This is a genomic window from Sulfurovum sp. (assembly GCA_026990595.1).
GTDB lineage: Bacteria > Campylobacterota > Campylobacteria > Campylobacterales > Sulfurovaceae > Sulfurovum.
In genome coordinates, this window is the sequence record JALXCZ010000048.1 from 93227 (window position 1) to 106292 (window position 13066).

12 protein-coding genes are annotated in these 13066 nt (G+C 40.2%); 9 read left to right on the forward strand and 3 right to left on the reverse strand.

What is annotated here, in order from left to right; translation table 11 throughout:
- Positions 1–69: 69 nt before the first annotated feature.
- The 8 genes from lptA to MVE01_RS09610 all read left to right on the forward strand — a co-directional run bounded on the left by lptA (position 70) and on the right by MVE01_RS09610 (position 10409).
- Entirely contained in the window at positions 70–495 is a 426-nt protein-coding gene (gene lptA, locus MVE01_RS09575; protein ID WP_472561975.1) for a lipopolysaccharide transport periplasmic protein LptA, read from the forward strand.
- Positions 492–1133 carry a ribosome biogenesis GTP-binding protein YihA/YsxC gene (gene yihA, locus MVE01_RS09580; RefSeq protein WP_472561963.1) on the forward strand — a complete coding sequence of 214 codons (642 nt, stop codon included), beginning with the start codon at positions 492–494 and terminating at the stop codon, positions 1131–1133. Before lptA ends, yihA begins: the two co-directional genes overlap by 4 nt.
- Complete coding sequence (locus tag MVE01_RS09585) at positions 1130–1594, forward strand: N-acetyltransferase (protein ID WP_472561964.1); 465 nt, start codon at positions 1130–1132, stop codon at positions 1592–1594. The genes yihA and MVE01_RS09585 overlap by 4 nt, the downstream gene beginning before the upstream one ends.
- Before the next feature lie 17 nt (positions 1595–1611).
- Positions 1612–2067: a hypothetical protein gene (locus MVE01_RS09590; protein WP_472561965.1), complete on the forward strand. Its 456-nt coding sequence runs from the start codon at positions 1612–1614 to the stop codon at positions 2065–2067.
- Positions 2064–3893: a penicillin-binding protein 2 gene (gene mrdA, locus MVE01_RS09595; protein WP_472561966.1), complete on the forward strand. Its 1830-nt coding sequence runs from the start codon at positions 2064–2066 to the stop codon at positions 3891–3893. The genes MVE01_RS09590 and mrdA overlap by 4 nt, the downstream gene beginning before the upstream one ends.
- A 277-nt stretch (positions 3894–4170) precedes the next feature.
- Positions 4171–7839 (forward strand): RHS repeat domain-containing protein, encoded by a 3669-nt coding sequence (locus tag MVE01_RS09600; RefSeq protein ID WP_472561967.1) that lies wholly within the window; start codon positions 4171–4173, stop codon positions 7837–7839.
- Positions 7840–8584: 745 nt separating this feature from the next.
- Positions 8585–9991 carry an RHS repeat-associated core domain-containing protein gene (locus tag MVE01_RS09605; RefSeq protein ID WP_472561968.1) on the forward strand — a complete coding sequence of 469 codons (1407 nt, stop codon included), beginning with the start codon at positions 8585–8587 and terminating at the stop codon, positions 9989–9991.
- Between the two features lie 10 nt (positions 9992–10001).
- A complete protein-coding gene (locus tag MVE01_RS09610) occupies positions 10002–10409 on the forward strand; it encodes a DUF4279 domain-containing protein (protein ID WP_472561969.1) in 408 nt (135 codons plus the stop codon).
- A gap of 126 nt (positions 10410–10535) precedes the next feature.
- On the opposite strand, the gene MVE01_RS09615 is transcribed toward MVE01_RS09610, so the two are convergent.
- Positions 10536–11069, reverse strand: coding sequence for an REP-associated tyrosine transposase (locus tag MVE01_RS09615; protein WP_472561970.1), 534 nt, complete (start codon positions 11067–11069; stop codon positions 10536–10538).
- Positions 11070–11196: 127 nt separating this feature from the next.
- On the opposite strand from MVE01_RS09615, the gene MVE01_RS09620 reads away from it, so the two are divergent.
- Positions 11197–11388, forward strand: coding sequence for a hypothetical protein (locus MVE01_RS09620; protein ID WP_472561971.1), 192 nt, complete (start codon positions 11197–11199; stop codon positions 11386–11388).
- A gap of 16 nt (positions 11389–11404) precedes the next feature.
- Here the strand turns inward: MVE01_RS09620 and MVE01_RS09625 are convergent, their stop codons facing one another.
- Both MVE01_RS09625 and ybeY read right to left on the reverse strand, forming a co-directional pair.
- Entirely contained in the window at positions 11405–12337 is a 933-nt protein-coding gene (locus MVE01_RS09625) for a calcium/sodium antiporter (protein WP_472561972.1), read from the reverse strand.
- 8 nt (positions 12338–12345) lie between these two features.
- Positions 12346–12789: an rRNA maturation RNase YbeY gene (ybeY, locus tag MVE01_RS09630; RefSeq protein ID WP_472561973.1), complete on the reverse strand. Its 444-nt coding sequence runs from the start codon at positions 12787–12789 to the stop codon at positions 12346–12348.
- Positions 12790–13066: the final 277 nt, after the last annotated feature.

Genomic DNA, 13066 nt, shown 5'->3' on the forward strand with positions numbered 1-13066 from the left:
TAATCATGTTTTTATAAAGGTTTTACATTGAATTTTCTAAAAATAATATTTTTGATTTCTCTTACAGGTATGCTTTTTGCAGAAAAGGTTGAAGTGACCTCTGATGCTATGAAAGCACAGGATGTACAAAAAGAGGTACATTTCATGGGTAATGTTATGGTTAAGCAGTCACAAAGTTGGTTACATGGCGATACGGTCATTGTTTATTTTGATGAAAATAATGAAACAAACAAGTATGAAGCTATAGGCACAGTAACTTTTGAATTTAAAAAAGAGAAGAGTCATTATAAGGGAAGTGCAGACAAAGTAACCTACTATCCTGTAAAATCACAATATATATTGACAGGGAAAGCAGTGATAGATGATCTAATCAACAAACGTCATGTCAATGGTGATGAGATCACACTTGATATGATAACAGGCAATGCAAATGTGAAAGGCAATAAGAAAAGACCGGTAAAATTTATTTTTGATATGGGGGAGAAGAAAAAGTGAGTACACCACGTGTAGTAGAAGCTGAATTCATTAAATCAGCACAAAGTATAGCAGATTCTTTGCCTGAAAATATGAGTGAAGTAGTCTTTTTGGGGCGTTCAAATGTGGGTAAAAGTTCCACACTGAATTCTCTGACACAAAGAAAGAGTCTTGCAAAAAGTTCAGCTACTCCGGGGAAGACACAGCTCATCAATTTTTTCGAGACACGCTATTTGTACAATGAACAGAGTTATCCTGTCCGATTTGTGGATCTTCCCGGATTTGGATATGCAAAAGTCTCCAAAACACTTAAAGAAGTATGGCAGAAGAACCTTGTTGAGTTCATAGAGCACCGTGTTTCTATACGACTTTTCATTCACCTGCGTGATGCCCGTCATCCTCATGCGAAGATTGATGATGATGTAAAGAGTTACATTGCAGAGTTTATTCGTCCTGATCAAAGATATCTTACGGTTTTTACCAAAATAGACAAACTTAATCAAAAAGAGCGTGCAAAACTCAAACGGGAATTTCCCGGTTCTATTACCCTTTCAAATCTTAAAAAAAATGGACATGAGAGAGTACATTATAAAATACTTCAAACGATATTTGGAGTAGATGATGGAGCAAAAAATAAGAGTGAGGCAAGTGATACGTGATAAAATTGGTAAAAGCAAAACTGAGTGACATCTCTGCTATGCAGGCATTGGTCCTTTCAGAGGTAAAAGAAGGGGTGATCCTCAATCGCAGTGAGGATGAAGTGGCAACCAATATACGCTCCTATGTCTTGGCAAAAGAGGATGAAAAGCTTGTCGGGTATACGGCACTGCATATCCATTCCAAAAGACTTGCGGAGATCCGGAGCCTCATTGTCGATGAAAAATACCGTGGGCAGAAGATCGGGCAGAAGATGGTTGAATTTGCCCTGGAAGAAGCCAGAGAACTGGGGGTGGAGGAGGATGTACTTGTTTTAACCTATCTGCCTGCTTTTTTTGAGAAACTAGGCTTTAAAGAGATCAACAAAGAGGTCATCCCTGAGCATAAGATCTGGGCAGATTGTATTAAATGTATTCATTTCCCTGTATGCAATGAAATAGCATTAGTATATAAACTATCCTAAAGTATGTACGTATAAAAATGGATACAGTATATAAGTCAATACAATTGCCGATTATCTGGATATCGGTCATATTTTTTATTATTTTCTATCCAATGCTCATCTCTATTTATGTGTTCTTGCCGTTATTGATCGGTATTATGGGATATATTTTGATGCAGGGTATCGAGAAAGGAAAACTCTCTTATATTCTGATTGCCGTTGTCTATTTCATTAACCTTGAAGTGAACCTCTCTCTGCCTTTTTTCCTGACCATTATCTCTTCTTTGCTTGTGTATGTGCTTTTTTATCGCCATTTAACCTATTTTAGAAGATGCAGAATATGCAGACCCATCTTAAGTGTATTGCTTTTAGATGCTCTTTACCTGGGTTCTTTGCTCTCCTATGATTTTATTTTTCAGTCACACAGTATAGTGCTTGATAACATATTGCTCTATTCACTGATAGTTGATCTTTTGGTCGTGGTGATCCTATGAGATATAAGATCGTTATAGCGATATTCTTGCTTATTTGGGGAATTATGATCGCCAGACTCTATCATGTGAGCATTAAATCCAATTTCTACTACGAAGAGCTGGCAAAAGATAATATAGAGCGAAAACGCTTCATAAAACCTGTGAGAGGAGAGATTACTGATCTTAATGGGAATCTGCTTGCTATGAATCAGATAGGTTTTTCTATCTCTATTATGCCTCACTTAAAACAGAGAGATCATACCTTGGAACGGGTTGTGGATATACTTGTAAAAACATTCCCTGATCTTAATAAAACGGTTATGGTCAAAGTCTATAGGAAGCATAACTCACCCTATAATCATAAGTTCATTAAGGTGGTGGATTTTATTCATTACCCTGATATGATGGGTGCCTATCCTAAACTGAGTCTGCATAAAGAGATCAAAATAGAGGCAGAGACCAAACGCTATTATCCCTACGGAAAATATGCTGCACATATTGTAGGATATACGGGAAGATCCAATAAAAAAGAGAATAAAAAAGATCCGGTGGTCAATGAAGTCGGGAAAGTCGGAAAAAGTGGATTGGAGAGATACTATAATAGTGTACTTGAGGGTGAATTAGGATATAAGATCAGTAAGGTAACGGCAACCAATAAAGCCATAGATATTTTAGAGAAAAAGGAACCAATAGACAATAAAAATATTAAACTCAATATTGATATAAACCTGCAGAAGATGATCTATGAACGTTTTGGAAATGCAACAGGTGTAGCCATAGTGATGCGTACAAACGGTGAAATACTTGCTGCAGTAAGTTACCCTTCTTATGATCCTAATCTTTTTGTAGGCGGGATCAGCTCTAAAGACTGGAAAGCACTTCAGGACAATCTTGCCCATCCTTTCACAAACAAGTTCATTCATGGAACCTATCCTCCTGGATCAGCTATTAAAATGGGAATGGCATTGGCTTTTGAAAAAGCACAACCCAATATCCTTGCAACTACTGAGCATTGTGTAGGATTTATTACACTTGGGTCAAGTAAGCATAAATTCAGATGTTGGTCCAGATGGGGACATGGAACTGTTGGACTAAGGAAAGCTATACGAGAGAGTTGCGATGTCTATTTCTACAATAAGAGTCTCAAAGTAGGTATCAATGCAATGGCGAAAAACCTACGTTCTTTTGGTCTAGGTGTAAAAACAGGAGTAGATCTTCCTCGTGAGTACTCTGGTGTCATTCCCGATAAACAATGGAAAATGAGACGTTATAAGCAGCCTTGGTATAAAGGTGAAACAGTAATAGCTGCAATAGGACAGGGATATGACCTTGTAACGCCTTTACAGGTAGCACGCTATACTGCACTTATTGCAACATCCAAACTGGTAACACCACGTATTGCACGTGTTGTTGATAATAACGCAACATCAAGAAAGATTATTCCTATGAAGTTCAATCCTTATTATCTGAATCAGATAAGAAATGGGATGTATGATGTCTGTAATGTTAAAAAAGGAACGGCATTTAGAACGATGAGTAAATTACCTATCATTGTTGCCGGGAAGACAGGAACATCGCAAGTCACTTCTGTTCCACAGTCAACCAAGAAACGTCTCAAAGAGGATGAGTTGGCATATTTTCTCAGATCCCATGCATGGATCACTACCTATGCACCATTTAATAATCCGGAGTTCGTTGTAACGGTACTGGTAGAACATGGAGGACATGGAGGAAGTACAGCAGGTCCTATTGCCGCAGATATTTATAAGTGGCTTTATAGAAACAAGTATTTTAAGGGGCAGCAATACACACCTAGAGTAATAGATACGAATGTGAGTAGGTTATAATAGATTGGAGTATCTCTATCCTTGACACCCCCCCCGTTTTTTGGTTATGCTTTATATTTTATAGGAGGAACAAAACATGAAATATTTTATTATATTTGTTGCTATTTTTTTTCAATTTGAAAGTCTTTATGCTTTCCGTAGTAATGACCTATCAGATAGAGAAAAATGTATTTGTAATACCACTTGGGAACTGGTACAATCACCTCATACAACTGATTCAGATTATTATAAACAAACTGGGTATTTCCCTCCAGCTTTTTTTATGGATTGTTTTAAAATGGGAACTAATCATTTGCATCTTGAGTGGTATACTAATACAAAATGTGATGATACAAGATATATTAATGGGACAGCTTATTGTTTTACTAATTTAACAGGTCATGTTGTTGTTGATAATTATGTTTGTGCTGCTTGTACCGAGCCCTCCGATCCGGTACCAGACCCTCCGCAGGATACCAACACAACCCAATGGGAACTCTTAGCAGAAAAATCATGTAAAGACAATACTGCTCTACCGCAGGAATGTAGTGATAACAACACTTCAGACATTTTGGTGCAAACATGGAAAACTGGGTGTTGTGGTACAAACACTAAGTGTTGGAAGTCTACACCAGTGTGTCATGAGCCTGATACCACATTCCCACATCAGGCAAGTAATGAAGAAGTCATAGACATATGGTCTGAACCAAAAGACAGAAGTGCGCAGTGTAGTGAGAACAAGGGTACAGTACAGGAGAAGCGTGTTTCTTGTAAAAAGCAATACCGTTGTGTAAAAACCACAGACAGTTGTCCTTTAGAAAAAAACGAACCTATCAGCTCTTACGTCTCTCCTCGTGATGGTGTCTTCCATGAAGACATTGAAGTGACGGGAGCAGACTTTGGTCTGCACTACTCCTCTGCCAATGTTGATGATATGAACATCGCCCATGGCTGGAGTCTCAGTAATTATGCGAGACTGGATGGAGACAGGCTCTACTATGGAAGCGGGCAGATTTATACATTAACAATCGTATTTGGAGAGAATAACCATACTTTGATGCCCTCTGGCAACATGGAGTATGTTTTTGATGACAATGGCACACTGCTACAAACCCGTGATCTCTACACAAAAGAGACAAAAAACACCTTTGGGTACGATAATATGGGTAGATTGGTAACAATCACCGATATTTATGGAGAAATTTCAACACTAGAACGCGATGCCAATGGTACGGTAACGGCTATCGTCGCTCCTACGGGGCAGAGAACGCTTTTACATATAGACAGTAACGGTGATTTGCTAGAAGTACAGTATGAAGATACCAGCTCGTATGCCTTTAGCTATGAGCGCCATTTAATGACTAAAGAGACAGAACCCAACGGTAATGCCTTTTTACATTTCTTTGATGCCAACGGTAAGGTCTTTAAAGTCATTGATGCCGAGCAGGCAGAGTGGGAGTTTGCTTCAGCCATAGGTACTGACTTTGGTAGCCATACCGTCACAAAAGCCTCTGGAGATATGATTTATTACAAAAACCACTTTGTACAAAACGGTGTACTTAAATCAGAGAAGAGACTGCCAACAGGTGACATTATCACGTATGAAAATGCAATAGATGATACCAACAGTACCGTGACAAGTTGTGGGATGCGAACAACCAGGATTTACAAGAAAAATGCCGACGGCACACTCTATAAGGATCCTTACACAAACAGACGCATGTTAGAGAGCAGTACGGTCAGAACACCAGGCGGTTTGCAAAAAGTCACGACAGTAGAGAAGCGCTACAGAGCAGATGACAACGGCACACTGAAGAACATCTATACCGCCACCACCACAAACGCCAAACGCTACAAAGCCAAGAGAGACTATCTGCGCCACCGTGCATGGCAGATCTCGCCTCTTGGCAAAAAGATCACGACACGCTACGACAGCCGCAATGTCAATCTCCTCTCCATCAAGCCCTATGCGCAGTACAAAACGACCTACACCTACGATGACAAAGGCAGGGTCACCAAAGCCAAAACCGGTTTCCGCACAACAACCTACAGCTATGATGACAGAGGCAACATGCAGAGCTTGACCGACCCTCTCGGGCGTACGACACACTACGGCTACGACAGCCGTGACCGCCTCACAGAGGTCACCTACCCGGACGGTACCAGTCTGCACTACGCCTATGACAGTAACGGCAACATGACACTGCTGCAGACACCAATCCCAACAGACCATACCTTCGGCTACAACGGCGTGAACAAACGCACCGCCTACACCACCCCGCTGCAAAAGGTCACCACCTACAGCTACGACAAGCAAAGACGGCTTGTTAAGCTCACCAAGCCAAGCGGCAAAAGCATCGAGACGACCTACACAAACGGCAGGGTCTCCAAAGTCACAACCCCAGAAGATACCATAGACTACACCTACGCCTGCCAGAGCTACCCTTCTGCCATCACCAAAGGCAGTGAGAGCATCGCCTACAGTTACGACGGTACCCTGATAACAGGTATCGCACTCTCAGGTACCCTAAGCCAAAGCATCGCCTACAGCTACAACAACGACTTCCTGCCTCTCTCCATCACTTACGCAGGATCACAGACCGCCTACAGCTACAACAAAGACAACGAACTGATCCAAAGCGGCAGCTACACCATCACCCGCACCAAACGCTTCGGCTTGGATGTCAACATCACAGACGGCATCTACACACAGACAAGCCACTACAACCTCTACGGAGAGCTTGGCAGACGATCCGATGCACTCTTTGGGGTGAAGCTCTACAGAAACAAAGCCGGACAGATCACCAAAAAGATAGAGACCCTCCAAGGCAAAAAGACCACCTACACCTACCGCTATGATGCCAGAGGCAGACTCACTACCGTCAGAAAGAACAGAAAAGTAGTAGAGTACTACACCTATGATGCCAACGGCAACAGACTCACCGCCACAAGCAAAGAGCGCAACATCACCAATCAGCTGCAATCCTACAATACCGATGATGAGATCACCCTCATCGGACAGCTTGAGCAGAGCTACGACGAAGACGGCTACCTCACTGCCAAAACCCTCCCCGACGGCAGCCGCTACACCTACAGCTACAACACCCTCGGAGCCCTCACCGATGCCACACTCCCTGACGGCACACAGATCCACTACATCACCGACCCTCTTAACAGACGTATCGCCAAAGAGGTGAATGGCACGATAACAGAAAAGTATCTCTGGGAAGACCTTACGACACTATTGGCAGTTTATGACAGTAATAATAATTTGATTCAGAGATTTGAATATGCTGATGGCAGGATGCCTATTTCCATGACCGATGCAAGCGGTAAGAGATACTATCTGCATTATGATCAGGTGGGAAGCCTAAGAGCCATCAGTAGGGTGTTGTCCCCCGACAACACCATCAAGTTGGTTAAAGAAATAACCTATGATACTTATGGTAATATCATAAACGACAGCAACCGTTCTTTGACAGTACCGTTTGGTTTCGCCGGCGGACTCTACGACCCTGATACGAAGCTGACGCACTTCGGCTTTAGAGAGTATGATGCCTATACCGGGAAGTGGACGAGCAAAGACCCCATTGGGTTTGCCGGTGGGGACTCAAATTTGTATGGGTATGTGTTGGGGGATCCGGTAAGCTTTTTTGACCCAGATGGATTGATAAACCGTAGCGGTGGACATGGGCATAACAGGAACTACCACCCTTTCCCTTCCGACCAATTGCCATATGATCCAACATATATTTCTTGTTCACAATATCCAAGCACAACTATCGAAGGAAAAGCATTACATTCTATTTGTAAAAGTTTTCCAAGTACTCCTTACTTTAATTGCACTAGAAAATGTTTAGCTAAAAAAGTTGGATGTAACGGTGATGATCCTGATTTCTCTTATTATTATAGTGATCATCCTGTGTGTTTTTGGGAATGTCATTTGATTCCTTTGTATGGACAGTGATTATGAAAATTATAAATTTTGTACCGGTTATTTTGTTTATCTTTTTGTTGTTTCCTTTTATGCTGGATTATCTACCAAAAAATGATATATTGGGAGGAGTGACCTACTTACTGTATCTATTTGCAATGATTGCCCTCCCTATTGTTTGTATTATCTCTTTAGTTATGTTTTTTTTAGGATATTTTCCAAACTATTTTAAAAGTACATATCCATATATCTCAATTCTATTTGTGCTTTATAAAATATTGTAAAACATAGGCTTAGGTGCTGAAGGAGGACTTGACGCATGTCTTGTGATTACTTGCCCAATAAATTAAACATACTAGTCAAACAAATTGCTTGGTTTAATAAAATATCAAGAAATAAGTTAATTTTATTTTTATTGATCTCAATAATCTTACTGGATACACTTTTTTCAAAAGAATTTTTGTACATCGGATTAAAATTTCTGTTTCTAATTATATTTTTATCGTTTGGAAGAGATGATTTTTTAGAATTACTATCAGAGAATAAAAATAGTAATGTCCAAAGTAGTCTATATTGTTTTTCAATGTATTTTACAATTCTGATAGGTATATTATTTATAATAATATAGAGGAGATAACAAGAACCTCATAAAACATACCTATAACCAAGTAGGAAGCCTCATGGTCGTCAGCAGGGTGTTCTCTGGCTCCCATTTTCTCTAGCTCCCACGTTTCACGTGGTAGCCCCACCTAAAGCCACACTACGCTAAAATAACCCCATGTCCCACAATCCAAGACTTGCACCAAACTCAGCCACCATCACCCGCACCATCCACTTCGGCTTGGATATCAACATCACAGACGGCAGCTACACACAGACAAGCCACTACAACCTCTACGGAGAGCTTGGCAGGCAGTCTGATGCACTCTTTGGGGTGAAGCTCTACAGAAACAAAGCAGGACAGATCACCAAAAAGAGTGAGACCCTCCAAGGCAACAAGACCACCTACTCCTACCGCTATGATGCCAGAGGCAGACTTACTACTGTCAGAAAGAACAGAAAAGTAGTAGAGCACTATACCTACGACAGTAACGGCAACAGACTCACCGCCACAAGCAAAGAGCGCAACATCACCAATCAGCTGCAATCCTACAATGCCGATGATGAGATCACCCTCATCGGACAGCTTGAGCAGAGCTATGACGAAGACGGCTACCTCATAGCCAAAACCCTCCCAGACGGCAGCCGCTACACCTACGACTACAACACCCTCGGAGCCCTCACCGATGCCACACTGCCTGACGGCACACAGATACACTACATTACCGATCCGATGAACAGACGCATCACCAAAGAGGTAAACGGCACGATTACAGAAAAGTACCTTTGGGAAGACCTCACGACACTGCTTGCCGTCTATGACAAAGAGGATAACCTCGTATGGCGTTTCGAATATGCCGATGGTAGGATGCCCGTCTCCATGACCGATAAGAGTGGTAATAGATATTATCTGCATTATGATCAGGTAGGAAGCCTTCGTGCGGTATCGGATACCAATCACAATATCGTCAAAGAAATAACCTATGATACTTATGGTAATATCATAAACGATACAAATCGTTCTTTAAAAGTGCCGTTTGGTTTTGCTGGAGGGCTTTATGATCCCGATACGAAGCTGACGCACTTTGGATTTAGAGAGTATGATGCTTATACCGGCAAGTGGACGAGTAAAGACCCTAGCGGGTTTGCCGGTGGGGACTCGAATTTGTATGGATATGTTTGGGCTGATCCAGTTAACTGGATTGATGAGAATGGATTGACAGCAATTGCAATTCCGTTCACCCCTACAATAAGCCCTGTTACAATTTTCCCAACACTTGGTGCAGGTATGGTGTATGAATCTGCTATGTTGGGTTATGATACAGGCTACGCTTTGGCAGAATGGTGGGATCATTATGGAGAGAATGACTCTGTAATGGATGATTATGTTTGTTATGCGAAAGGAGACAAGATGCTTTCTCCAGGGGAAATTGATAAACTTAAAAAAGGTGGAGTTCATCCCCATGATTTAAAAGAAAATGCAAGACAAGATTTATATAAAGATAAAAATGGAAATATAGTTGTAAAGCCTAAAGGCGGGAAAGGACCTGGCGAACCGACAGGTTTAAATATAAATGACTTCTAAGGAATAAGAAATGATAGATAATGCAGATAATGAAGTATTTATAAAATTTTCAATACAAAAATTTAAAAAAAAGCATTTTGAAATTACTAGTTATCTAAATATTGAACCTTCAAAAACATGGGTAGAAGGAGATTTGAAGACCAATAAAGGAACCATTAAGTACAAAAGTAATGGTTGGGAAATAGAGTTAAAAAAAGACAATGTAATGCACATAGATGAGTTTTTGGAAGAACTGATGATTTTACTTTTGCCCAAGAAAAAAAAATTAATTAATTTAAAAGATGGAATTAAAAAAATCAGTATTATTGTATACTCAAAAAAATCAATGCCAAGTTTTGTCTATAAACATAAAATTATTTCATTTTTGAATGATACAAATATTGAATTAGAGCAGGATATATATTGTATGGGGACATAAAATAAAGGGGACTATCATTCCCTTAGGGCATAGCGGCATAGGGGTCTGGCATAGGGGTCGGGTGATGCTAATGCTATAGTTTCCTCGTTCCCACGTTGCACGTGGGAATGCATACATCAACTAAAACTACCAAAAACGCTCAACCTCCAATAACCCATCAATCCCCTCATAATCTCTAGCACTGGAGTATCTCCAATATGATGCCTCATCTACATACCCACGCTTGACAGGGTTATGATGGATATACTTAATCTTGCTTATCATCATCGCATCTGTTTGCATGAGTTTTGGTTGTATGCCTTCTTGCCATAATTGGTACTCTCTGTCTACTTTGTGGGCTTTTTTATAGAAAACAAGTTGTTCTAGTATGGTTTTTACATTTTCTCTTTGTAAAAGCTTAATGAGTTCTCTTGCCGTATGCCCTTTAAACTTTGCTATACTTTTACCTATGTCATCACTTTGGGCTACGATATGTAGATGATTTTCAAGTATCACATAAGCATAGAGTTTGAAATTATCAGTTTTTTGTAGGTATCTAAAGCTTTCAAGTAGTATCTCTACGCTTTCTTTCCTTGTGAAGAGTGGTATCCAGTTGAGTACCGTACATGTAATGAAGTGTGGATGTGTTGGTTCATATATTTTATATCTGCTTCTGCCCATAGTTTTATACCCTCAAGGGGGTACCCTGTCTTTTTTCTTGTATTATAGTTGAATAAAATGCGAAGGTGTAAAAATATGTCATATTGTCATTTAATTTCTAATTGCAGTATGCATTCCCACGTGCAACGTGGGAACGAGGAATGCACCATTTAATAATCCGGAGTTCGTTGTAACGGTACTGGTAGAACATGGAGGACATGGAGGAAGTACAGCAGGTCCTATTGCCGCAGATATTTATAAGTGGCTTTATAGAAACAGATATTTTAAAAAGAAGCCCCCAAAGAATACAGTAAATATAGATGTAAATAATTCAAAATAGCATGGTTTACGTTGACTTACATACTTTGTAAAGTGTTATTTAAAAAGAGCCCCAAAATAATGATGAGACTGATCCCTGCCGATTTGTTATAGAGTTTGTTCGCTGTGATAAAGACAAGAATAACTGTAGCAATGATCATTGTTGCGATATCAAAAAGATTGGCAGCTGCATTGATATGCAGTGGGTTTATTAAAGCAGATGCACCTAGAACCACTGTTGTATTTGCCATGTTTGATCCGATGATGTTTCCTATTGCCATGTCGACTTTTCCTTTCATCGCGGCAGAAACACTGACAACCAACTCGGGAAGAGATGTTCCCAAAGAGATCATAATAATACCAATGACCCATTCACTGATACCAAAATTTCTGGCGATTTCAGAGGCACTTTCTACTGTAAAATGGGCACCGATGATCACTAGAATAAAACCACCCAAAAGAATGCTACCGGTTTTGAGCCATGAAAAATGACTGATATCTATCTCATCAAGATCCTCTTCCGGAATATTTTTGGCATCCTGAAGTAAAAAGAGCAGATAGGCACCCATGAGAAGTAGCAGCAAAGCAGCATCAAATCTTGAGATCACACCGTCTAGTATCATTAAAACAAATACAAGTACCGGAACCAGCGCCCAGGTACTGTCTTTTGCAAAGAAGTCTCTATTGGGGTTGATCTTTGTAGCGATGAGAAAAACAGTTGCCAGTACAAGAGTGATGTTGAGTATATTGCTTCCGATGACATTGGCTATGGCAATATCTGCTTTTCCTGATGCACTTGCCGCCATACTGGCTGCCATTTCAGGTAAAGATGTTCCTAGCGCTATCAGTGTCGCTCCAATAATAAATTCAGGTATTTTAAATTTTAAAGCAATACGCTCACTTTGAATTATCAGCAGCTCCGCACCCCAGATCAATACACCCATAGAGATAATAAAAATGACAAAATTCATAATTTTCCTTAGTGACTTGTTCTTACTATGAGACTTGAAGGGAGATGGAACTGTTCAATGATCTCTTTTTCTCTTTCCCTCATTTCTCCATGATCAGATTCATGATCAAAACCAAGAAGATGAAGCATTCCATGGATAAATAGCAAAGAGAGCTCATCTTGGACAGTGTGTCCTAGCTCTTTGGCTTTTTCTTTTACAAAATCCGCAGAGATCACGATCGACCCCAGAGGCATACCGAATATGGATTGTTCCGTAAAAGGGGCATCCATAGGAAAACTGAGTACATCAGTAGGCTTGTCTTTTTCCCTATGTTCCTGATTAAGTTCCCGGATCGATGCATTATCTGTGAGTATAAGTTCAATTTCCCTGGTCGTAAGACTCTGGGCTATCTCTTCAAGTGCATCTATATCTACGGGTAGGTCAGTTTGATTTTCCAAGTCTATAATCTTCATGCTCGAAGTTTACCCTAATCTTGGTAAAATGGCAGTAAATGGGAACATTAATTCTGTTCCCATTAATTTTCTCGTCTTATCCCAGAGGCTATACCTTGCAAAGAAATATGATTATCAATATGCTTTCCGTGTGAGTTCTGACTTCATTAATGATAGTGTAAAATAAAGTTCGCAATTTTCATTTACGATACTCTTTCAGAAGAAAGAAACGGAGCGTAAAATGAGAATTGATGAACGAGAACTATTTAAAAGTGTCATGGTAGGTTTTATGACAGAG

Bases quoted from the DNA above. Each gene is read 5' to 3' on its own strand.
- lptA (WP_472561975.1), top strand. From the start codon at position 70: ATGCTTTTTGCAGAAAAGGTTGAAGTGACCTCTGATGCTATGAAAGCA.
- MVE01_RS09590 (WP_472561965.1), top strand. From the start codon at position 1,612: ATGGATACAGTATATAAGTCAATACAATTGCCGATTATCTGGATATCG.
- mrdA (WP_472561966.1), top strand. From the start codon at position 2,064: ATGAGATATAAGATCGTTATAGCGATATTCTTGCTTATTTGGGGAATT.
- MVE01_RS09600 (WP_472561967.1), top strand. From the start codon at position 4,171: ATGGGAACTAATCATTTGCATCTTGAGTGGTATACTAATACAAAATGT.
- MVE01_RS09605 (WP_472561968.1), top strand. From the start codon at position 8,585: ATGTCCCACAATCCAAGACTTGCACCAAACTCAGCCACCATCACCCGC.
- MVE01_RS09610 (WP_472561969.1), top strand. From the start codon at position 10,002: ATGATAGATAATGCAGATAATGAAGTATTTATAAAATTTTCAATACAA.
- MVE01_RS09615 (WP_472561970.1), bottom strand. From the start codon at position 11,069: ATGGGCAGAAGCAGATATAAAATATATGAACCAACACATCCACACTTC.
- MVE01_RS09625 (WP_472561972.1), bottom strand. From the start codon at position 12,337: ATGAATTTTGTCATTTTTATTATCTCTATGGGTGTATTGATCTGGGGT.
- ybeY (WP_472561973.1), bottom strand. From the start codon at position 12,789: ATGAAGATTATAGACTTGGAAAATCAAACTGACCTACCCGTAGATATA.